We start from the raw sequence: 21,375 nt of genomic DNA on the forward strand, positions 1-21,375 counted from the left end.
GACTGGTGAAGTGAACGAGTTCGCGCTCATCGAGGCGTTGCGCGGGCTGGCGACCCATCCTGCGGCGCGTGGCCTTGCCGACGATTGTGCGGTGCTCGAACTCGGCGCCGAGGCCCTGGTGCTTACTCACGACACGATGGTCGAAGGGGTGCACTGGCTGGCCGGTCAGGACATGGCGGACGTCGCGTGGAAGCTCGTTGCGGTAAACCTGTCCGACCTCGCCGCCAAGGGCGCCGAACCTTTGGGTGTGCTGCTCGGACACATGCTGGGCGATGGCGATGCGCGATTCGTGGACGGCCTCCGCGAGGTATTCCATGCGTTTGGCGTTCCGCTGCTCGGTGGGGACACGGTCGCGGGAGGGGCGCCGCGCGCGATTGGCCTCACCGCCATCGGCCGGGCCACGCATCGGCCGGTTCCGGCCCGCAGCGGTGCGCGGGCCGGCGACGAAGTGTGGATCACCGGACCGGTCGGCGCTGCGATGATGGGGTTCGAGGCGTTGCGCGATGGCACGGGCGGAAACAGCACGGCCTATCGCCGCCCTCGCCCGCTGCTGGCCGAAGGTCGCGCGCTGGCGCCGTTCGTCAGCGCGATCATGGATGTCTCGGACGGTGTCCTGCTCGATGCGAGCCGGATGGCTGCTGCCAGCGGAGTGACGATCGACATTGCCGGGGCGGACGTACCCCTGGCCGCGCCCGAGGACCGTCGCGCCGACGCGCTGCGCTGGGGTGACGATTACCAGCTGCTCTTCACCCTGCCTCAACGGTTGACACCGCCCCTCGCCGCGCACCGCATCGGCACCGTGCGCCCCCATGGCGGCGCGCCCCTGCTGATCGACGGTGTCCCGCCGCCGGACGGCGATCGCCTGGGGTATGCGCACGGCGCGTAAATTGCGGAGAAAATCTGCGCCTTTTTGGCACTTGCGCGTCCGAGTCGCTGCCCTATGCTCGCCATCTCTTCGCCGTGTTGGGAGACGCGGCGATTTTCCACGTAAGCAGGAGGGGACTTTGCCGTGGATCTAGTTCTGATATCGATAATTCTCGGCGCGCTGGCGGTCGTCTATGGCGTCGTCACAAGCCGCCAGGTGCTCGGCGCCTCGGCCGGCAACGCCAAGATGCAGGAAATTGCCGCGGCCATCCAGGAAGGGGCACAGGCATACCTGCGCCGCCAGTACCTCACGATCGCCGTAGTGGGCATTGTCGTTGCCGTGCTGGTGGCAGTGTTCCTGGGGACGATCTCCGCCACCGGTTTCGTGGTCGGCGCGATCCTGTCCGGCGTGGCCGGCTTCATCGGCATGAATATTTCCGTTCGCGCCAACGTCCGCACGGCGCAGGCTGCCAGCACCGGTTTGCAGCCGGGGCTGACCATGGCCTTCCGCGCCGGCGCGATCACCGGCCTGCTGGTGGCAGGCCTCGCCCTGCTCGCCATCGCGGTCTTCTTCTGGATCCTGACGAGCACGATGGGTTACGCGCCAAACGACCGCGTTGTGATCGACGCCCTCGTGGCGCTCGCATTTGGCGCGTCGCTGATCTCGATCTTCGCGCGCCTGGGCGGCGGCATCTTCACCAAGGCGGCGGACGTCGGCGCGGATCTCGTCGGCAAGGTCGAAGCGGGCATCCCGGAAGACGATCCGCGCAACCCCGCGGTGATTGCCGACAACGTCGGCGACAACGTGGGCGACTGCGCCGGCATGGCGGCCGACCTGTTCGAGACCTACGTCGTCACCGTGGGTGCAACGATGGTGCTCACCGCCCTGCTGATGGGTACGCTGGGCGACCTCCTGATGCCGATGATGAGCTTGCCGCTCCTGATCGGCGGCGTGTGCATCGTCACTTCGATCATCGGCACCTATTTCGTGCGCCTGGGCGGCGGAAAGAACGTGATGGGGGCCATGTACAAGGGCTTCCTCGTCAGCGCCGTCCTTGCCATTCCGGCGATCTGGTGGGCGTTCACCGCCGCGCTCGGCGGCATGGACACGCAGCTTACCGCGGGGACGACGACCTTCAGCGCGATGGACCTGTTCTGGTGCGCGCTGCTGGGCCTGGTCATCACCGGCCTGATCATCTGGATCACCGAATACTACACGGGCACGAACTACCGTCCGGTACGCTCGATCGCCAAGTCATCTGAGACGGGCCACGGCACCAACGTGATCCAGGGCCTGGCCATCAGCATGGAAGCGACCGCGCTCCCCACGCTGGTGATCGTGGCGGGCATCGTGATTGCTTATCAGCTCGCGGGCCTCATCGGCATTGCCTATGCCGCGACCGCGATGCTTGCGCTGGCCGGGATGGTCGTCGCGCTCGACGCATATGGCCCCGTCACCGACAATGCCGGGGGCATCGCCGAAATGGCAGGGCTCGACGACAGCGTGCGCGAGAAGACGGACCTGCTCGACGCAGTGGGCAACACCACCAAGGCGGTTACCAAGGGCTACGCCATCGGATCGGCCGGCCTCGCCGCGCTGGTCCTGTTCGCCGCCTACACCACCGACTTGAGGGAGTTCTTCCCCGACCTTACCGTCGATTTCAGCCTGGAGAACCCCTACGTGATCGTCGGGCTGCTGCTCGGCGCGCTGCTGCCGTACCTGTTCGGATCGATGGGCATGACCGCGGTCGGGCGCGCGGCGGGTGACGTGGTGAAGGATGTGCGCGAACAGTTCCGCGCCAACCCCGGCATCATGACGTTCGAATCGAAGCCTGACTATGCCCGCACGGTCGATCTCGTCACCAAGGCAGCCATCAAGGAGATGATTGTCCCCTCGATGCTGCCGGTGCTGGCGCCGATCGTGGTCTATTTCGCGATCACTGCCATCGCCGGGCAGGCCAACGGCTTTGCCGCGCTGGGGGCGCTGCTCCTGGGCGTGATCGTGGGCGGACTGTTCGTGGCGCTGTCGATGACAGCCGGCGGCGGAGCGTGGGACAACGCGAAAAAGTACATCGAGGACGGCCACCACGGCGGCAAGGGTAGCGAAGCCCACAAGGCCGCGGTGACCGGCGACACGGTGGGCGATCCCTACAAGGACACCGCCGGCCCGGCAGTGAACCCGATGATCAAGATCACGAACATCGTGGCACTTCTGCTCCTCGCGGCACTCTACGCGGCGCAATAGTAAGCGCGCCGCACCGCCAGTGAAGATCGCCCCGCCCCGTGCACCACGGGGCGGGGCTTTTTTCATCGCGGCCTCGAGCCAACGGCCAGCGGACGATGGTCACGCCCGGGCGGTTGACGGAAACGTAAAGCCCGCCCAATGCGATCGGCGATGACCAGTCAGACCGTCCCCACGCCAAGCGACGAGCAACTCGTTGCCGATCTCGTCGCCCTGCTGAATCCGGCGCCGCTTGCAGAGGACTGCTTCGAAGGTCCACGCAAGAAGGGCGGCGTCGGCCGCGTATTCGGCGGGCAGGTCATCGCACAGGCGCTGATTGCGGCGGAGCGCACCGTGAGCGCGGATCGCGCGGCCCATTCGCTTCACGCCTATTTCCTGCGCGGCGGCAACGAGGACCATCCGATCGAACTGACGGTGGACCGTCAACTCGACGGCGGCAGCTTCTCCAACCGCCGCGTGGTCGCCAGCCAGCCGGGGCCGGACGGTGCGATGCAGCCGATCCTGAACCTCACCGCCAGTTTCCAGAAAAACCAGCCCGGCCTGGAGCACCAGCGCGCCGAACCCCCGCAAGTGCCCGGGCCGGACGAGCTGGAAAGCGACGAAATCCTCCGCCTCCGCGTCGCCGATCGCATGCCGGAAAAGGTCCGTCACTGGTTTACCGAGGCCCGTCCCATCGAAATCAAGTCCACCACCGGCCGGCACTGGCTGAACGAAGAGCCGCTGGAACCGGTGCAGCACGCATGGTTTCGTGCCCGCGCACCGCTGCCGGACGATCAGCCCATCCATCGCGCGGTGCTCGCATACCTCAGCGACATGCAGTTGCTGGGCACCAGCGTCATGCCACACGGCCTGTCGTGGATGCGCGGGGAGGTGAAAAGCGCCAGCCTCGATCATGCGATCTGGTTTCACGCCCCGTTCCGGGCAGACGAGTGGCTCCTGTACTCCTGCGACAGCCCATGGTCGGGCGGAAGCCGCGGATTCAATCGCGGACAGATATTCCAGGGCGGCCGCCTGGTGGCGAGCGTGGCGCAGGAAGGGATGATCCGGCGGGTCGAGCCTCACACGCGACCGGCGGGCTGAGAAACTAACCTTGTCTTAACTCCGATCCCCGAACGTGCGCAAAACAATCGCACGAGGGATCGCAGGTGACATTCGAAGCCGCATTTGAAGATGTGGAAGCCGCTGATCGCAGGGACGCTTCGCGGCGCGCCCTACGGCTGGGGGTGAGCGGCCGGTTCGCGCAGGGCAATGCGGCAGCCGTCACGGTCCATAACCTTTCGGCGACCGGGCTGCTGATCCAGACGGATGAGTCGCTCGAGGCCGGGTCACGCTTCGCGGTCGAGCTTCCCGAGACCGGCATAACGGAGGCGACCGTCATTTGGGCGGACGCGCCGATGTACGGATGCCGGTTTGACCAGCCGCTGGGCGCGGCGGCCCTGGCGGCGGCGCAGTTGCGCGGCGAGGCGTCGGGAACCCCGGCACCCGACACGCTGCCTGAAGATTTCGGCCAGCGCCTCCACCGTCTGCGTCGGGAACGGGGATTGTCGCTGGCAGACATCGCGAACCGCCTTGGCGTCAGCAAGCCCACCGTGTGGGCCTGGGAACACGGCAAGTCCCGTCCCGCGGACCGGCGGTTGAGCGCCTTGGCCGAAGCACTGGGCGTCACTCCGGGCGGGCTCGAACCGTCTCCATCAGGATCGCCGGAAATACTCGATGGAAGCCGACGCCGCATCGCAGAGGCGTATGGCGTGGAACCGTCACGCGTACGCATCATGATCGAGCTCTAGGAAGTTATACCCCGATTTCTATTGCGTTCGTCACTGAATTGGCAAAAGAACAACATCGTTAACGAATCATGATTTATGTTGCTAAAACAGTTCGTTAGGTTGACATAACGGCGCAGCTAACTCTGATTTGTAAACCTCGGGCGTAGGGATCTTGTCCGAGCGAACTTGGCGTTAGCTTCGTCTTACGCCGACTTGAGTTTTAGCGCTGTCGTTCGTGCCGGGAACCCGAGCGACTCGCCTGGATCGGGGGGCTGATTCGAATGTGGGGCACATTGTCGCCGGGCGAATGCTCGGCCCTGTATCGGCTGGTTGCGAACAGCCCGACCGATCTGGTCATGCGAACCGATCGCCGCGGCCGGATCGTTCATGCGGTTGCCGGGTACACGACTCCTGACCAGGCCTGGCCGGAAAACCCGCGTGGTCGACACCTGCTCGATCTCATCCACCCTTCCTACGCGGATTTCGTGGTGGCTGAACACGCCGCCGCGCTTGCCGGAAAACCGGGATCGGGATGGATGGAGGTTCTGGTGAACCGGCCGGACGGCACGGCCGAGGCGATGGAACTGAGACTGGGCGGACTTCCCGGCGCCACTGGCGCGGTTGGCATCCTGCGCTCCATTGCCGATCGGCGCGCTCTGGAGGACCGGCTGTTCGCCGTGACGATGACCGACCCGTTGACCCGCCTCACGAACCGCGGTGCGTTCGTGCGGATGCTGGCCCATCTGCTGGAGGATGGCGCCGCCGGCCACCTCGCCCTGTTCGATCTCGATCACTTCCGCGCCGTCAATCTGCGCCACGGGCACAGCGGGGGCGACCGGGTGCTGGTCGCGTTCGCCCGGTTGCTGCGGGCACTGCTGCAGCCCGACGACATCCTCAGCCGGATCGACGGGGGCACGTTCGGCGTGCTCTTGCCCGAAGCCGGTGCCGAACAGGCGAGTGCCGCATGCCGGCGGGTAATCGACGAGATCGGCTCGATGAACCTGGGTCTCCGCGACAGCCATCGATTGACGGCGAGCGCGGGACTCGCCCCGTTCGGAGGCGATGCGGACACCTGCCTGCGCGCGGCCGAACTGGCCCTGCTGACCGCGAAATCGCGCGGCCGCAACCGGCTGGAATGGGCCACGCCGCCGCGCCAGTCCGCCGCCTGACGCAGGCGCATCAAGCGGTCAGTCGGGGGTGCCCAGCGCGCCCTTCAGCAACTGGTTGACGACGGCGGGATTGCCCTTGCCCTGCATGGCCTTCATCGCCTGGCCGACGAAAAAGCCGAACAGCTTGTCCTTGCCACCGCGGTATTCGGCGACCTTGTCTTCGTTGGCGGCCAGAACCCCGGCGATGACCGCCTCGATCGCGCCAGTATCGGACTGCTGGCGCAGCCCTTCGGTTTCGGCGATCTCCTCCGGCCCGCGCCCGGTGCGGAGCACGATCTCGTAGATCTCCTTCGCCTGCCCGCCGCTGATCTCGCCCGCGGCCTGCATCTTCAGGATTGCCGCGCTCGCGGCGGGCGTGTTGTGCGCCGGGTCCGCATCGCGGCCCAGCGCCTTCATGACGCCCGGCGCGATCGACAGCGTCCAGTTGGCGACCTGTGTCGCGACGTCGCTCTCCGGTTTCCCGAGCGCCTCCGCAGTCGCCGCCAGCAGCCCTTCGAAGCGCCGAAACCCCTCGACCTCGGCGGTGAGCTGCCCGGCATTGTAGGGGCTGAGGCCGAGCTGTTCGATATAGCGCCGCCGCTTGGCATCGGGCAGTTCCGGCAAGCTCGCCCGGCAATCGTCCAGGAACGCTTCGTCCAGCTCCAGCGGCAGGAGATCGGGATCGGGGAAGTAACGATAATCGTGCGCGTCTTCCTTGCTGCGCATGGAGCGGGTCTCATTACGATCCGGATCGTAGAGACGCGTTTCCTGCACCACGGCGCCGCCATCCTCGATCAGGTCCACCTGGCGGCGAGCCTCCTGCTCGATCACCGCCATGACGAAGCGGACGGAATTGACGTTTTTCGTCTCCGTCCGGGTGCCGAACTGCGCACCCGGCCGGCGCACGGAAACGTTGACGTCGGCGCGCATGGAGCCTTCCTCCATGTTCCCGTCACAGCTGCCGACATAGCGCAGGATGCTGCGGAGCTTGCGCACATAGGCACCCGCCTCGGCGGGGGAGCGCATGTCCGGGCGGCTGACGATTTCCATCAGCGCGACGCCGCTGCGGTTGAGATCGACATAGGACATGCTCGGATGCTGATCGTGCATCAGCTTGCCGGCATCCTGTTCCACATGGATGCGTTCGATGCCGATCCGCTTGTCAGCGGGAATGCCGGCTTTCTCGTCCGCCTCGATCGTCAGCGCGCCTTCGCCCACCAGCGGGTGGTAGAGCTGGCTGATCTGGTATCCCTGCGGCAGATCGGCGTAGAAGTAGTTCTTGCGATCGAACCGGCTCCACCGGTTGATCTCTGCCTCGATCGCCATGCCCGTCCGCACCGCCTGGCGGATGCATTCGCGGTTGGGGACCGGCAACATGCCGGGCATGGCCGCATCGACCAGGCTGACCTGGCAGTTGGGCTCCGCACCGAAGGCGGTTGCGGCGCCGGAGAACAGCTTGGCGGCCGAAGTGATCTGGGCGTGAACTTCGAGGCCGATCACGACCTCCCATTCGCCGGTTGCGCCGTGGATGCGGTAAGTCGATGTGTTCATTGTGTTTGGGGCAACCGTTCTGGTCTGCTGGACAGGCTCTGCCCAGCGCTTTACGGATTGGAGCGAGCCGACGCTAGCCCTGTGTCGCGCAGATTCCCGACACGCGTGACCACGAACTTATGGCATTCCGCTCCGATTACCACGATCTGGTTCGCCGCGACGTGTTGCCGCTGGTGCCGGCGAACGCGGGGGCGGTACTCGATTTCGGTGGAGGAAGGGGTGCAACATCGGCCGCGTTGTGCGCGCAGGGCCGCGCCACGCGCGCCGTGCTGCTCGACCAGGTGGCCGAACATCGCCTGCCCGGCGTCGACGGCGAAGCGGTCGATTTCGACGATCACGCCGCGCTGGAAGACGCGCTGGTGCGCAACGGCCCGTTCGACACGATCCTGGCGCTCGACGTCCTCGAACATCTCAAGGACCCGTGGCGCACCGTCCACGCGCTCGATCGCGCCATGACAGATCAGGGCACCATGATCATAAGCGTGCCCAACATGAGCGCGTGGGAAGTTGTCGCACCGCTGCTCCTGCGTGGCCGCTTCGATTACGAGGATGCTGGTATCCGCGATCGCACCCATTTGCGCTGGTTCACGCGCCACAGCGCCATCGCGCTGGCCACCTGCTCCGGCCTCAAGCTGCAGGCGGTTCAGGCCAATATCGGGCGGCGCAAGGGGCGTTACTTCAACGCCGCGACCTTCGGCCTTTTGGAGCGATTCACGGCGATGCAATACGTGATCGCGGTGAAGAAAGAATCGACGCGGTAGTTGCGCCCGGGGCAGTATTCGTGGCCCCCACATCGTTCGTTTCTACCACCACCGTTCGGGCCGGGCAGTGAAGCCGGCGCGCTGTTCGATGGCGAGCCCGGCGTTCAGCACGCCCTGTTCGTCAAAGGCGCGGCCGATCAGCTGCAACCCCAGGGGCAGACCCTGGCCATTGAGCCCGGCCGGCACGCTCATCGCGGGCAGACCTGCAAGGCTGGCCGGCACGGCGAACACGTCGTTGAGGTACATCGCCAGCGGATCGTCCATCTTTTCGCCCAGCGCGAAGCTGGCCGTCGGGGTAGTGGGCGCCAGGATGAGGTCGCATACCTCGAACGCCGCGGCGAAGTCAGCGGCGATCAGCGTGCGGACGCGCTGGGCCTGGTTGTAATACGCGTCATAGAAGCCCGCGCTCAGCACATAAGCGCCGATGAGGATGCGGCGCTTGACCTCGTCCCCGAACCCGGCGGCGCGCGTGGCGGCATACATGTCCTGCAGGCCGGCGCCGGTTGGCAGATCGCGCAGGCCATACCGCACCCCGTCGTAGCGGGCGAGGTTGCTCGACGCTTCGGCGGGGGCGACAATGTAATAGGCAGGCAATGCGTATTTGGTGTGCGGCAGGCTCACCTCGACGATCTCGGCGCCGGCGTCCCGCATCCAGGCAATGCCATCGTCCCAGCTCTTGAGGATTTCAGAGTCGGTGCCGTCCATCCGGTATTCGCGCGGAATGCCGATCCGCTTGCCCCGCATGTCGGGATCGAGTGACGCCTCCCATTGCGGCACGGGCAAGTCGAGGCTGGTCGCATCCTTGGGATCGAAACCAGCCATCGCTTCCAGCATGATGGCGCAATCCGTCACGTCACGCGCCATCGGGCCGGCCTGATCGAGGCTGCTGGCAAACGCGACGACACCCCAGCGGCTGCACCGGCCATACGTGGGCTTGATGCCCGAAATACCGGTGAAGGCGGCGGGCTGCCGGATCGATCCGCCGGTGTCAGTCCCGGTCGCCGCCGGGCACAGCCGCGCCGCGACTGCGGCCGAGCTACCGCCCGAGGATCCGCCCGGCGCTAAGGGCGCGTTGCCGCCATCATTCCGCCGCCAGGGGCTGACCACGTTGCCGAAATGGCTGGTCTCGTTCGACGAGCCCATAGCGAACTGGTCGAGGTTGAGCTTGCCCAGCATCCCCGCGCCGGCGCGCCACAGGTTGGCCGAAACGGTGCTTTCGTATTGCGGGATAAACCCTTCGAGCATGTGGCTCGCCGCGGTGGTCTGCACCCCTTCGGTGGCGAACAGGTCTTTCATGCCGATTGGCACGCCAGCCATGATGCCAAGCGTTTCGCCCTTCGCGCGGGCCGCGTCGACCGCGTCGGCAGCCTCCAGCGCCTTGTCCGGCGTGGCGACGATGAATGCGTTCAGCGCATCCTGCGCCGCCGCGACATTGGCGTTAAAGGCCTCGGCCACTTCGCGCGCGGTGAAGGTTCCGGCGGCTACGCCGTCACGGATCGCCTTGACGCCCAGGTCGGTCACATCACTCATGGCAGGATTCCGTTCGTGCCGAATTTGCGGGAGTGGCGATCCAGGCCTGGCGCCGTAACGAGCGAGAAAGACGGCCTGTCGAAAGCCACCGGGCGAACGCCGACAGGTGGATGCATCACTCGATCACCTTCGGCACGCCGAAGAAGCCGTGTTCGGCCGCCGGCGCGTTTGCCAGAACCTTTTCGCGAATGCCGCCGCCGGTCAGCGGATCGGCATCGACCACGTCGTCGCGCAGCCGCAGGGTGTTCGGGATCACCGCGGTCATCGGTTCGATGCCGCTGGTGTCCACTTCTCCCAGTTGTTCCACCCAATCGAGGATAGCGTTCAATTCGGGCACCATGTGATCGAGCGCCGGCGCATCCATCTCGATGCGCGCCAGGCTGGCGATCTTGGCAACAGTTTCGCGGGTAACGGACATGGCCGGGCGTTAGCGGCGCGCGCCCGGTCCTTCAAGCGCCCCCGCGTCGCTTACTCGAATGGCCCACCCACAGCCCGCCCGTTGACGTAGATCTGCCGCATCGGCCGTGTGCGCAACTCGACCCGCGCGTTTTCCAGTTCCGCCACGGCGGGGGGCGCGGCGACGGGGTCGGGCGGGAACGGGACGAGGTCCGACGTGCGGAAGCGCGCCAACTGCACCCCCGTGGGCGTGACCAGCGCAACCGATCGGGCCCCGCCTGCAGTGCCGGTGTCCACAGCCACGCAGAAGTCGGGGCACATCCACGGATTTGCCTGCAAATAACGGCGGATCGCCCGCTCCAGCGCCGCATCGGGCACCTGCATCCGCAGGCGGAAGTCTGGGACTGTCGAACGGTCGAACGAGGGATAGGGCCGCGCGGCGAGTGCCAGTGCCTCGCGCGCCTTGCTGGCGATGGCACCGTCCTTGCTTTCGGCCAGAGCGCGCAAGGCCCTGCGACCCGCGTCGCCGAAATCCCAGCGCAGCGCGGCGTAGTCGAAATCTTCCGCGCTCACCGCGCCGCTTTCCAGACGCGCGACCTGGTTGCGCGCGCTGATCGCGCCGAAGTCCACCAGTGGCAGCGAGAGCACCAGCGCGACGACGCAGACCACCGCCGCCAGGTGTAAGTTCGCCTGACGCACGCGGTCCAGCCACGCGCCGCCGCGCCAGCCGCGCACAACCGCGACGAACCAGGCGAGGCCATAAGCACAGGCGACCGCGATGGCGATAAGACCCCACAGGCGCTCCGGGCTGAGCCCGTGTTGCGCAACGCGCGTCCCCAGCGAGAATGCCGCAAAGGCCGTCAGCGGCAGGACCACGAGGACGAGCACCATGCCCGCGGCACGCAGGGCGCGGTTGCCGCTCATCTCCGCGTCGGTGTCGCGGATGATCGCGTTGGCGATGAGCCATGCCCCGGCGGCGCATGTCAGCAATACGGGGGTGGCGCTCCGCGTGGCGGACCACAGCACATCCGGCCCGGAAACCGCCATCGCCACCAGGAACACCACCAGGGCTAGAGCCAGCGGCACGCCAAGGATCGACATGATGACCATCACCACGCGCTGCAGCGTGCCGATGATGCGCGCCTCGTTCCGCAAAACGCCCAGTGCGGCGCCGAATGCCGCGCCCGACCACGTCCAGCCGAACCAGCCTTCACGCATAAGGTCTCGCAGCACGTCGATCCGCAAGAGGTGGAACAGTTCGCTCAGCACGAGCAGGAGGAGCCAGGACGCACCGGTGAAGGCAAGCGCGCCTGCCGCCCCGATCGCATCGCGCCAGGCATGACCGTGTATTTGCGCGTATGGCGTATCGAATCGCGTGCGGTGAAACCCGCTCTGGAACAGGGGCACCGCGATGCCCGTCGCGATCAGACCGGCGATGAACGCAAAATGCGGCGTTGCGTAGGAATCGCCGCCCCCCACCGCGCGCCATGCGAGCCCTGCCATGACGAGACCGACGACGGCGGCGAACGCGAGCGGCCCCTTCCACCGATCCCGATCCGCCGTAAAGGCAAAGGCCATCGGCCCGAAGAAGAGCAGCGCCGAGAGCGCAGCGCGCCAGGGTACGCCGGTGTCAGGCCCCCGCCCGCCGCTCGCGAAATGAATGCCGAGGCCTGCCAGGGCCAGGAGGCCGGCAAGATACCACGGCCGCAGCGGCCATTCTTCACGCAGTTCCGATTCGGTCGCCATGCGTTCCCCCTTCAGCAATTGCCGCTCGGGTTAGCGTTCTGACCAGCCGCAGGCATGAGCAAAGGCTGATCGATCGGTGAAATTGCGTGATTATTGCGGTGCGGAGGGCGCGCCCGCCTGGGGCTGCGCGGGCTGGCCCGGAGCGCCCTGCTGCTGGCCCTGCATCATCTGCTGCAACACCTGGAACCGGCGCTGCGCGTCAGCCTCGCTCATGAAATCCACGAGTTCGACCTCGAACACGAGATCGGCGTTGGGAGGAATCGGCGCGCCCGGAGGCGGCGAGGCGCCATAGGCCTTGTCGGCGGGAATCCGTACCAGGTACTTCCCGCCCTTCTGCATCTTCTGCAGCGCTTCGGAAAAGCCTGGCACAACGCCCGAAACCTGCATCGGCATGCCGTCGGGAATGATCCCGCCGGTGGGGAACGGCAGGGCCTGCGACTGGTCGAACACCGTGCCATCGGCCAGCTTGCCGGTGTACTTGACGAAAACCACGTCCTCGGCGGTCGGAGAAGGTCCCGTGCCTTCGGCAATCGTATCAACTTCCACCCCGCCCGGCAGCGCCGCCCAGGCAAGACCGGCTGCCAGCAATACCGCCGCCGCGATGGCCAGCCACAGCTTGGTGAGCGACCCGCGGGCGATGGACTGCAGGGGAACGCGGGTGATGTCGGTCATCGAAAGATCCTGCACAAATGCAAAGGGCGCGACTTGCGCCGCGCCCCGATGCCTTAGGGATGTGCCGGGTGCAAGGTGTCTGTATCACCCGGCCCCACCGCGAAACGGCCTTACTTGGTGCCGTCACGCTCCGCGCGCTTGCGATCCATCTTGCGGGCGCGGCGAACGGCGGCGGCCTTTTCCCGGGCGCGCTTCTCGCTCGGCTTTTCGTAGTGGCGGCGCAGCTTCATTTCGCGATAAACGCCTTCGCGCTGCAGCTTCTTCTTGAGCGCGCGCAGGGCCTGGTCGACGTTGTTATCGCGAACGATGATTTGCATGTACTCTGACACCTCACAACAAAGCCGCAGAGCCCGCCGGATACAGCGGGGATGCGCCCTTGGAAACATAACGAAAAGGGCGAGGCATCCATGACGGATGTCCCGCGGGCCGCGCGCCCTTAACCCCTCGAATGCGATTCTGCAAGTGCGCCTGTTCGTTCAAAGCATGCGGATGCCTATGCACGGCGTGGCGCGGCGGCTAAGGCGCGAGGCAGGATGACCACCGCCCCGACATTTGCCGCCAGCCCCTTGGCGGCCAGCGCCCTGGTGTTCGCCGGCGGCGGCGCGGGCGCGCTGCTGCGTTATCAGGTGGGCCGCGGAATGACCCGTGCCTTCGGTCCTGCCGCCATGACGGCGTTTCCGTGGGCGACACTGGCGGTCAACGTGATCGGCAGCCTTGCGATGGGTCTGCTCGCAGGCTGGCTGGCGCGCCACGGCGAGGGGCGCGAAGGCGCACGCCTGCTGATCGGGGTGGGTCTGCTGGGGGGCTTCACGACCTTTTCCAGCTTCAGCCTAGAACTGATGCTGCTGATCGAACGGGGGCAGGCGGCGAGCGCGTTCGCCTATGCCGCCGTGTCGGTCCTCGCAGGCCTCACCGGCCTCTATCTCGGACTTATCGCGATGCGCCTGACATGACTTCGGAAAACACCCCAGCCGCCGGTGCAAGTGGCGACGTGCGCCAGTTCACCGTCGCGGCCGACGACGATGGCGTGCGCCTGGACCGCTGGTTCAAGCGGCACCTCCCGCAGGTGGGCTTCGCGACCGTCAGCAGGTGGGCGCGCACGGGCCAGATCAGGGTCGACGGAAAACGTGCGAAGCCGGAAGACCGCCTCGCCGCCGGGCAGGTGCTTCGCGTGCCGCCGGGCGGCGACTTGCCCAAAGGCAAGCCCTCCAAGCCCATTCGCCAGCTGACGGCGGAGCAGATCGCGGAGGCCGAGGCAATGGTCATCGCCCAGACGCCCGCAGCCATCGTGCTGAACAAGGCGCCCGGCCTCGCAACGCAAGGCGGGACCAAGACGACCGCCCATGTCGACGGCCTGCTCGATGCCTTCGGGCAGGAACCGCGCCCGCGCCTCGTCCACCGACTCGACAAGGATACCAGCGGGGTGCTGCTGATCGCCCGCACGCCAGGCAGCGCAGCGTTTTTCTCGCGCCGCTTTTCAGGACGCAGTGCGAAGAAGATCTACTGGGCGCTGGTGGCCGGGGTGCCGGACGTGGCGCATGGGCTGATTGAAGCGCCGCTGGCCAAGCAGCCAGGCACCGGCGGCGAGAAGATGCACGTTGACGAGGAGGCGGGCCAGCCCGCCAGGACCCGTTACCGCGTGGTCGAACGCGCCGGAAACGCGGTTTCCTGGGTGGAGCTCGAGCCCCTCACCGGCCGTACACACCAGCTCCGCGCGCACATGGCGGCGATCGGCCACCCGATCGTGGGCGACGGCAAATACGGCGGGCAGGAGGCGTTCCTTACCGGCAGCATCAGCCGCAAGATGCATCTCCATGCACGGCGACTGATCATCGACAGCCCCGACGGGGGAAAGATCGACGTGACCGCGGAACTGCCGGATCATTTCGCAGCCAGCATGACGCAAATGGGCTTCGACATCACGCTCAGCGATGCTTCCCCCACGGAAGGGCCGCCCGAACGTTCGCGCGAGGAGAAGAAGCAGGCCGCCCGCCAGCACGCGAAGCAGGCGCGCAAGGAACAGCGGCCCACACGACGCGGGCGCGCCGACGCGCGCGCGGCCGGGGGCCGGAACGCCCGCAAGACCAAGGTGCCGCGAAAGCCGGCGGGCAAGCGCTGATGCACCCCAACCCGCTGTTCCGCAGCGATGACCGCGCCCTCCTGGAGACGCTTATCGACGAAGTGGGCTTCGGCATGGTCTTCGCCGCCACGCCGGACGGGCCCCGGGTCGCGCATACGCCCCTGATTTACCGTGATGAGGTGGTGCAGTTTCACCTGGCGCGTGGCAACGCCCTCACGCGCTGGCTCGCCGGAGAGACCGCGCTGGTCACAGTCAACGGGCCCGATGGGTACATCAGCCCACGCTGGTACACCGACCGCGCTACCGTGCCGACGTGGGATTACGTCGCGCTGGAACTGGAAGGTCCTGTGCGGCGGTTGGACGGGGAAGCGCTCGACGCCCTGCTCTACGCGCTGATCGATCGGCACGAAGGGCGGCTCGGCGGCGCACGCTGGAGCGCGGACGAAACCCCGCCAGATATGTGGCGCACGCTCCACGCCGGGATCGTCGGATTTGCGCTCGAAGTGAAGGCGTGGCGTCCCACCATCAAGCTGTCGCAGAAGAAATCTCCGGCCGATCGCGAGGCGATCGCCGAGGGGCTGGAGGCAAGCGGCCGCGCCGCCCTGGCGCATCTCATGCGGACGATCGCGGCGTGAGGCTGGCGGTGTTCGATTGCGACGGAACGCTGGTCGATGGCCAGGCCGCGGTCTGCGACGCAATGGAGACTGCCTTCGCCGAAGCCGGCCTGTCCCGCCCCGACCGCAACGCCATCCGCCGGATCGTCGGGCTCAGCCTGCCCCAGGCTGTGCGCGTGCTCGCCCCCGATGTTGACACGGCGCGGCAGGCGGCCGCGGTCGATGCGTACAAGACGGCATTCCGCCACGCGCGCGCGACCGGCGCGCTGGAGGAACCGCTCTACGCGGGGCTGCGCGATGTGCTCGAGCACCTGAGCGCAAGTGGATGGATTCTGGCGGTGGCGACTGGCAAATCGGATCGCGGGCTTACTGCCTGCCTCGCCGGACACGGTATCGATCACCTGTTCGGTCCCCTCCAGACGGCGGACCGCCATCCGTCCAAGCCCGATCCCGCCATGCTGGACGCGGCGATGCACGAGGCGGGGGCTGCGCCGACCGACACCGTGATGATCGGCGACACCAGCTTCGACATGGCAATGGCCCGCGCCGCCGGCGTCCGCGCCATCGGCGTCGCCTGGGGCTATCACGCGGCGGACGAATTGCGGGAAGCCGGTGCCGAGGCAGTCGCTGCAACCCCGGCCGAACTGAAGGACCTGCTTGCATGACGAACGACCGGCCGCCGCGCGATCCGGCCAAGGCGCGATTCTATTTCATGGCATTCCACCGGGTACTCGGCGCCGTTCTGGTGGTGCTCGGCCTGTTGGTGATCGAAGGTCAAATCGACTGGCCACGCTCCGCCGGCTGGGCCTTCCTGGGGCTGGGGCTGGTGGACGTGTTCCTGGCGCCCTTCCTCCTCGCGCGCCTTTGGCGGACCCCGCCCCAATGAAGCGCTTCTGGAACGAGGTTGCCATCCAGCAGGCGGGCGGCGGCTGGCAGGTCGCGCTGGACGGGCGCGCCATCCGCACCCAGGGCGGCGCGCCGCAGATCGTGCCCACGCGCGCGCTGGCGGAGATGCTGGCGGCGGAATGGCGCGCGCAGGGCGAGACCGTCGACACGACCGGCTTTCCCGCGCGCGACATGGCCGATCATGCAATCGACAGCGTGACGAGCGATCCCGAGGCAGTGATCGCCAAGCTGTTGCGCTACGCCGAGAGCGACACCTTGTGCTACCGTGCCGACCCTGACGAAGCGCTCCACCGGCGCCAGTGGGAGGTCTGGGAACCGCTCGTCGCAGCGTTCGAGGCACGCGAGGGCGTGCGGATGGACCGCGTCAGTGGTATCATCCATCGCTCGCAGCCGTCGGACACCCTCGATCGACTGCGGGCGCGGCTGACCACGATCGATCCGTTCACCCTCGCCGCGCTTGAGGTCATGACTGCGCTCTCTGCCTCGCTGTGCGTCGGGCTGGGAGCGCTCGAGGTCGACGCGGACCCGCAAGCCTTGTGGGACGCCGCGGAGTTAGAGGAAACCTGGCAGGCGGAATTGTGGGGCGTTGAGCCAGAGGCCGAAGCGCGCCGCAAGCAGCGTGCGCGCGCCTTCCTCCACGCCGCGGCCTTCGCCCGGGCCGCCCGCGCCGGCTAGCGCAGCGCGGTTTCCACGAACACCCAGATGCCGATGGCGAGGAACAACAGCGCGGCAATCACGCGCACCGTCTTCAGCGGCACCTTCTCCACGATGCGGTCGCCCAGGAACACCGCCGGCACGTTGGCGATCATCATCCCGATTGTCGTTCCCGCCGCCACTGCCACCAGGTCCTGATAGCGGGCGCCCAGCGCGATGGTGGCGATCTGCGTCTTGTCGCCCATCTCCACGATGAAGAACGCGATCAGCGTGGTGAGAAAAGCGCCGTAGCGCGCCGGTCGCGGTGCATCCTCAGCGTCCAGCTTGTCGGGCACCAATGTCCAAGCCGCCATCGCGATAAAGCCGGCGCCCACCGCGTAGCGGAACCACGCGCCGTCGAGCAGGCCCGCGACTGCCTGGCCCAACCACGCCGCAATGGCATGGTTGGCCAGCGTTGCCACCAGGATGCCCAGCACGACCGGCAGTGGCCGACGGAACCGCGCGGCGAGAACGATCGCGAGCAGCATCGTCTTGTCGCCGATCTCGGCCAGGGCCACGACCGCGGTGGAAGTCAAAAGCGCGTCCATGAACAGTCTCCGGGCCGGGCGATCGAGACGACAAACGGCACCACCGCGTTCCGCCCGGCCAGGCGAAAACGATGATGCCATTGGTCTCGTCCAGACGGCGTACCGTCCCCTTGCGCCACGATCTCTCGATCGAGTGTGTTGACGCAAGGAACCGCGCGGGGCGCGGCGGGCTACTCCCCAGATGACAAGCGCTCGCTAGCAGGATCGGCCAGAGCTGGCAATCGTGGCGCGCGGCGCGGAGGCCGCAACTCGGTTTAGGTCAGCCGATCCAGTCGGCGACCTGGCCCGCCACGTCGTTGGCCGCGGTGTTGAGCGCCGCGCCCACCGGAGCCGCTTCGGGCAGGACGTTGGGCACCGTCGCGGAGAACCGGCGGGTGGTCACCTGCCTGCCATTCACGTCGCGCACGGCATCGAACGTGACGACGACGGACGAAGTGCGCGCGTCATAGCCGAAATCGATCAGCGTGCCGCGAAGCTGGTACGTGGGGGTGAGCGCCGGATCGTTGTTGTCGATCACCAGCCGGCCCGTCCGCGCACGGATGGTTTCGCCCAGCAGGCGGCGGAACAGGCGCGAAGGCTTGTCCACCCACACCGCATCCTTGACGTAGGCGATCTGTGTGTCGTCCACCTGCACCGGCACGCGATTGACCGCGAGGCGCTGGGGCGTCACCGGTTCTTCAACTGCGATCGCCTGCGCAATGTCGCCGCTGATCGTGGTCCCGGCCGCGACCGTTTGAGTCGGCGTCAGGCTCAACAGGCTTTCGGGCACCTTGCCGCCGAAGCTGATGCAGCCGGCCAGCAGCAGGCTGCCCAACAGGATCGATCCGGATTTCATAGTGATCATCGGGTTTCTCATTCCGGTTCGTAGTCAGGCAGCTTCTGCCCGCCGATCAGGCCGCCCGCCCCCTGGCTTTCGATCTTTTCGGTGATCGCGCGCAGCGAACGGCTGGTTTCACGCAAGTCGCGGATGGTCGCCTCGGCCGCCGGAAGCGTACTTTCGGTAAGCTGGCGCGCGGCGGGTCGGGCGTCCTCCAGCGTCGCGGACAGCGACTTGGCCGCCCCGTCTGCCGAGGTCAGCGTGGTGCGCAGCTGCGCGGCCAGACTCTGGCCTTCCTGGTTGAGCAGGCGATCGGTCGATCCCATCACCTTTTCGAACTGGTCGAGGGACTCGGCCGCTTCGCGCAAGGTCACCTGCAACTCGGCCATAGTGCGCTGTACCTGCGGCGTTGCCTGCGAAAGGTCCGCCGTCATCTGGTTGGTGTTGGCCAGAATGCCGGCGATCGAGGCCTGGTTGCGGTCCGACATCAGCACCGTCAGCCGCTCGGTCAGCGTGGCCAGCCGTTCCAGCAGTAGCGGCGCGTTTGAGAGGATCGCGCTGAAGCCGCCGGCCTTGGGCGGAATGATCGGCACACCTTCGGTGCAAGCGGTGGTCTCGCAGGTGATCGGCGGCGCGCCGCTGCGTGCCCCGTCCAGCAGGATCGTCGAAACCCCGGTGAAGCTGCCCTGGATCGTGGCCGTTGTGCCGACCAGAATCGGCACCTCTTCATTCACGGCGATACGCACGCGGACGAACTGCGGGTCCTTTTCCCACAGCGCGATCTGCTTGACCTGGCCGGCCGGCACACCGGCAAAGCTGACCTGGCTCCCGTTCGCCAGCCCTTCCACCGACTGCTGGAAGAAGATGTCGTAATCGTTCTGTGCGCCTTTGTTGATACCGGCGAGCCAGACGATGAACACCGCGAGAGCCGCCAGCAGGAACAGCGTCACCGCTCCCACCCAGATGTGATTGGCCCTTGTTTCCATGCGCTTGTTCCTATGCCCCGCGCGGCGCGGACTTGTCCAACGATTTGGCGCGCGCCTGGCTCGCCTGGGCGGCGCGGCCGCGTGGACCGTTGAAATATTCCTCGATCCACGGATGGTCGGTTTCGAGCAGTTCGGGAATCGTCCCGACCGCGATGACCCTGCGATCCGCCAGCACCGCCACCCTGTCGCAAATTTCGTACAGGGTATCGAGATCGTGCGTGATGAGGAACACCGTCAGCCCCAGGGCGCGTTGCAGGTCGCGCGTCAGCACATCGAACGCCGCGGCGCCGATCGGGTCGAGGCCGGCCGTGGGCTCGTCAAGGAACAACAATTCCGGATCCAGCGCCAGCGCGCGGGCGAGGCCGGCGCGCTTGCGCATCCCGCCCGAAAGTTCGGCCGGGTATTTCGCGACAGCTTCTTCGGGGAGGCCGGTCAGCATGACCTTGTACCGGGCGATCTCGTGCATCAGGTCGGGCGCGATGTCGGGATAGAACTGCTTCAGCGGCACTTCCACGTTCTCGCCGACTGTCAGGGTGGAGAACAGAGCCCCTCCCTGGAACAGCACGCCCCAGCGATTGCGCACGCCCACCACTTCTTCTGGGTCCCCGTCGGTGAGCGACCGGCCGAACACCTCGACATGCCCTTCTGTGGGCGTCTGCAACCCGATGATGGAGCGCATGAGGACGGACTTGCCCGTGCCCGATCCGCCGACAACACCCAGGATCTCGCCCCGCCGGACCTTGAGCGACAGGTCTTCGTGCACCGTCTGTTCGCCGAAGCGGTTGGTAAGCCCCTCCACGACGATGGGATATTCGCCCCGGAACCGTTCGTAGCGGCTGTTGACGTCGGGATCCCCGAAATCCTCGAACAGGCCGGGCGTAACCGCCTGGTCGTCGGGCGGGCCGGAATCGCGCGGGTCGCTCATGCCCAACCTATGTTAGTGAAGAACACGGCGAAAAACGCGTCGAGCACGATGACCGTGAAGATCGCGAAGACGACGGCATTGGTCGTCCTAAGGCCGACCTCTTCCGAGTTCCCTTTGACTTTCATGCCCTGGTAACAGCCGGTCATTCCCACGATCAGGCCGAACACCGGCGCCTTCACCAGCCCGACCCACAAGTCGTAGATCGGCACGACATCCTTGACCCGCGCAAGGAACGTGCCGAACGGAATGCCCAGCGCCAGTTCGCCCACGACCGCGCCCCCGATGATCGCCATGCACGACGAATAGAAGCCAAGCATGATCATCATGAACGTGACCGCCAGTACGCGCGGCATGACCAGGGCTTCCATCGGCGAGATGCCGATCGTGCGCATCGCGTCCACTTCCTCGGTCAGCTTCATCGTGCCGATCTGCGCCGCGAAGGCGCTGCCCGATCGGCCGGCGACCATGATCGCGGTCATCAGCACGCCCAGTTCGCGCAAGGTGATGCGGCCGACGAGGTTCACCGTTAGCGATTCGGCGCCGAACTGCTGCAACTGTACCGCGCCCTGCTGTGCGATCACGATGCCGATAAGGAAGCTCATCAACCCGATGATGCCGAGCGCCGAGACGCCCACCAATTCCAGCTGGCGAACGAAGGCGGTGGTGCGGAAACGGCGCGGGTGGCGAATCAGGGTGCCGGCCGCGAGCAGGAACTGCCCGATGAAGCCGACCGCGTTGGTCGTGCCGCGTCCCGCCGCGAACACGCGGTCCCCCACGCCGGAGGAAACTCGGGCGAAAAATGGCAAGCGATCCGGTGCGACATCGCCCTCCGCCTCCGTTCCCGCCAGCGCCTCGATAAGCCGCTCGGCCCGTTCGCTGGCGCCGGTGACGCGCGCGCCGGTGCGCCGCGCGACGCCCAGCGCCACCCATGTGCCCACGGTATCTATCTCGCGCACGGCCGACAGGTCGATCGAATCGAGCGGCCCGTCCACTTCGCGCAGGCGCCGGTCGACACCGGCGATAGTCGAAACGAGGTAGTTGCCCGAGAGCGCCAGCCGCCGGCCCCCGTTCGCCTCGTCTATCGTGAAGTCCGCCCCGTCGATCATGCAGCGCCAGCGTATGCGGCGAAA

23 protein-coding genes and 1 riboswitch are annotated in these 21,375 nt (G+C 66.8%); of the genes, 12 read left to right on the forward strand and 11 right to left on the reverse strand.

The window, feature by feature from the left end; all coding sequences use genetic code 11:
* The first annotated feature begins 10 nt into the window (after window positions 1-10).
* The 5 genes from thiL to GRI40_RS05285 all read left to right on the forward strand — a co-directional run bounded on the left by thiL (window position 11) and on the right by GRI40_RS05285 (window position 6,041).
* Window positions 11-886 carry a thiamine-phosphate kinase gene (gene thiL, locus GRI40_RS05265; protein ID WP_160610369.1) on the forward strand — a complete coding sequence of 292 codons (876 nt, stop codon included), beginning with the start codon at window positions 11-13 and terminating at the stop codon, window positions 884-886.
* A gap of 123 nt (window positions 887-1,009) precedes the next feature.
* The gene (locus tag GRI40_RS05270) at window positions 1,010-3,109 is read left to right on the forward strand and encodes a sodium-translocating pyrophosphatase (RefSeq protein ID WP_160610370.1); all 2,100 of its coding nucleotides are present in this window, start codon (window positions 1,010-1,012) and stop codon (window positions 3,107-3,109) included.
* Window positions 3,110-3,259: 150 nt separating this feature from the next.
* A complete protein-coding gene (locus GRI40_RS05275; protein WP_160610371.1) occupies window positions 3,260-4,186 on the forward strand; it encodes an acyl-CoA thioesterase in 927 nt (308 codons plus the stop codon).
* A gap of 65 nt (window positions 4,187-4,251) precedes the next feature.
* Window positions 4,252-4,893 carry a helix-turn-helix domain-containing protein gene (locus tag GRI40_RS14075; protein ID WP_160610372.1) on the forward strand — a complete coding sequence of 214 codons (642 nt, stop codon included), beginning with the start codon at window positions 4,252-4,254 and terminating at the stop codon, window positions 4,891-4,893.
* Window positions 4,894-5,228: 335 nt separating this feature from the next.
* Window positions 5,229-6,041, forward strand: a complete 813-nt coding sequence (locus GRI40_RS05285) for a sensor domain-containing diguanylate cyclase (protein WP_160610373.1) — start codon at window positions 5,229-5,231, stop codon at window positions 6,039-6,041.
* An 18-nt stretch (window positions 6,042-6,059) separates the two neighbouring features.
* Here GRI40_RS05285 and gatB read toward each other — a convergent pair whose 3' ends face one another.
* Window positions 6,060-7,571 carry an Asp-tRNA(Asn)/Glu-tRNA(Gln) amidotransferase subunit GatB gene (gene gatB, locus GRI40_RS05290; protein ID WP_160610374.1) on the reverse strand — a complete coding sequence of 504 codons (1,512 nt, stop codon included), beginning with the start codon at window positions 7,569-7,571 and terminating at the stop codon, window positions 6,060-6,062.
* A gap of 119 nt (window positions 7,572-7,690) precedes the next feature.
* Here gatB and GRI40_RS05295 point away from each other — a divergent pair, with 119 nt between their 5' ends.
* Complete coding sequence (locus GRI40_RS05295) at window positions 7,691-8,332, forward strand: class I SAM-dependent methyltransferase (protein WP_160610375.1); 642 nt, start codon at window positions 7,691-7,693, stop codon at window positions 8,330-8,332.
* 42 nt (window positions 8,333-8,374) lie between these two features.
* Here GRI40_RS05295 and gatA read toward each other — a convergent pair whose 3' ends face one another.
* The 5 genes from gatA to rpsU all read right to left on the reverse strand — a co-directional run bounded on the left by gatA (window position 8,375) and on the right by rpsU (window position 12,993).
* The gene (gatA, locus tag GRI40_RS05300) at window positions 8,375-9,862 is read right to left on the reverse strand and encodes an Asp-tRNA(Asn)/Glu-tRNA(Gln) amidotransferase subunit GatA (protein ID WP_160610376.1); all 1,488 of its coding nucleotides are present in this window, start codon (window positions 9,860-9,862) and stop codon (window positions 8,375-8,377) included.
* 115 nt (window positions 9,863-9,977) lie between these two features.
* Window positions 9,978-10,280 (reverse strand): Asp-tRNA(Asn)/Glu-tRNA(Gln) amidotransferase subunit GatC, encoded by a 303-nt coding sequence (gene gatC, locus GRI40_RS05305; protein ID WP_160610377.1) that lies wholly within the window; start codon window positions 10,278-10,280, stop codon window positions 9,978-9,980.
* A 50-nt stretch (window positions 10,281-10,330) separates the two neighbouring features.
* Entirely contained in the window at window positions 10,331-12,004 is a 1,674-nt protein-coding gene (locus GRI40_RS05310; RefSeq protein ID WP_160610378.1) for a DUF4153 domain-containing protein, read from the reverse strand.
* 90 nt (window positions 12,005-12,094) lie between these two features.
* A complete protein-coding gene (locus GRI40_RS05315) occupies window positions 12,095-12,676 on the reverse strand; it encodes an FKBP-type peptidyl-prolyl cis-trans isomerase (RefSeq protein WP_160610379.1) in 582 nt (193 codons plus the stop codon).
* 110 nt (window positions 12,677-12,786) lie between these two features.
* The gene (gene rpsU / locus GRI40_RS05320) at window positions 12,787-12,993 is read right to left on the reverse strand and encodes a 30S ribosomal protein S21 (protein ID WP_160610380.1); all 207 of its coding nucleotides are present in this window, start codon (window positions 12,991-12,993) and stop codon (window positions 12,787-12,789) included.
* 216 nt (window positions 12,994-13,209) lie between these two features.
* Between rpsU and crcB the strand changes: the two genes are divergently transcribed.
* The 6 genes from crcB to GRI40_RS05350 are packed head-to-tail and all read left to right on the forward strand — an operon-like array spanning window position 13,210 to window position 16,951.
* The gene (crcB, locus tag GRI40_RS05325) at window positions 13,210-13,629 is read left to right on the forward strand and encodes a fluoride efflux transporter CrcB (protein ID WP_160610381.1); all 420 of its coding nucleotides are present in this window, start codon (window positions 13,210-13,212) and stop codon (window positions 13,627-13,629) included.
* Entirely contained in the window at window positions 13,626-14,795 is a 1,170-nt protein-coding gene (locus tag GRI40_RS05330; protein WP_160610382.1) for an RluA family pseudouridine synthase, read from the forward strand. Before crcB ends, GRI40_RS05330 begins: the two co-directional genes overlap by 4 nt.
* Window positions 14,795-15,391, forward strand: a complete 597-nt coding sequence (locus GRI40_RS05335) for an FMN-binding negative transcriptional regulator (RefSeq protein ID WP_160610383.1) — start codon at window positions 14,795-14,797, stop codon at window positions 15,389-15,391. The genes GRI40_RS05330 and GRI40_RS05335 overlap by 1 nt, the downstream gene beginning before the upstream one ends.
* Window positions 15,388-16,035, forward strand: coding sequence for an HAD-IA family hydrolase (locus GRI40_RS05340; RefSeq protein WP_160610384.1), 648 nt, complete (start codon window positions 15,388-15,390; stop codon window positions 16,033-16,035). The genes GRI40_RS05335 and GRI40_RS05340 overlap by 4 nt, the downstream gene beginning before the upstream one ends.
* Window positions 16,032-16,256, forward strand: coding sequence for a hypothetical protein (locus GRI40_RS05345; RefSeq protein ID WP_160610385.1), 225 nt, complete (start codon window positions 16,032-16,034; stop codon window positions 16,254-16,256). The genes GRI40_RS05340 and GRI40_RS05345 overlap by 4 nt, the downstream gene beginning before the upstream one ends.
* Window positions 16,253-16,951 carry an ATP12 family chaperone protein gene (locus GRI40_RS05350; protein ID WP_160610386.1) on the forward strand — a complete coding sequence of 233 codons (699 nt, stop codon included), beginning with the start codon at window positions 16,253-16,255 and terminating at the stop codon, window positions 16,949-16,951. Before GRI40_RS05345 ends, GRI40_RS05350 begins: the two co-directional genes overlap by 4 nt.
* Here the strand turns inward: GRI40_RS05350 and GRI40_RS05355 are convergent.
* From GRI40_RS05355 to GRI40_RS05375, 5 genes are all read right to left on the reverse strand, one after another.
* Entirely contained in the window at window positions 16,948-17,517 is a 570-nt protein-coding gene (locus GRI40_RS05355) for a TMEM165/GDT1 family protein (RefSeq protein WP_160610387.1), read from the reverse strand. The two genes, GRI40_RS05350 and GRI40_RS05355, sit on opposite strands and share 4 nt — an antisense overlap.
* 24 nt (window positions 17,518-17,541) lie before the next feature.
* Window positions 17,542-17,709, reverse strand: a riboswitch (yybP-ykoY riboswitch).
* A gap of 67 nt (window positions 17,710-17,776) precedes the next feature.
* Window positions 17,777-18,361 (reverse strand): ABC-type transport auxiliary lipoprotein family protein, encoded by a 585-nt coding sequence (locus GRI40_RS05360; RefSeq protein ID WP_202390139.1) that lies wholly within the window; start codon window positions 18,359-18,361, stop codon window positions 17,777-17,779.
* 8 nt (window positions 18,362-18,369) lie between these two features.
* Window positions 18,370-19,320: an MlaD family protein gene (locus GRI40_RS05365; RefSeq protein WP_160610388.1), complete on the reverse strand. Its 951-nt coding sequence runs from the start codon at window positions 19,318-19,320 to the stop codon at window positions 18,370-18,372.
* Between the two features lie 10 nt (window positions 19,321-19,330).
* Complete coding sequence (locus tag GRI40_RS05370) at window positions 19,331-20,245, reverse strand: ABC transporter ATP-binding protein (RefSeq protein ID WP_160610389.1); 915 nt, start codon at window positions 20,243-20,245, stop codon at window positions 19,331-19,333.
* Window positions 20,242-21,351 carry an ABC transporter permease gene (locus GRI40_RS05375; RefSeq protein WP_160610390.1) on the reverse strand — a complete coding sequence of 370 codons (1,110 nt, stop codon included), beginning with the start codon at window positions 21,349-21,351 and terminating at the stop codon, window positions 20,242-20,244. Before GRI40_RS05375 ends, GRI40_RS05370 begins: the two co-directional genes overlap by 4 nt.
* Between the last annotated feature and the right edge of the window lie 24 nt (window positions 21,352-21,375).

Source organism: Tsuneonella aeria (genome assembly GCF_009827495.1).
Classification (GTDB): Bacteria; Pseudomonadota; Alphaproteobacteria; order Sphingomonadales; family Sphingomonadaceae; genus Tsuneonella; species Tsuneonella aeria.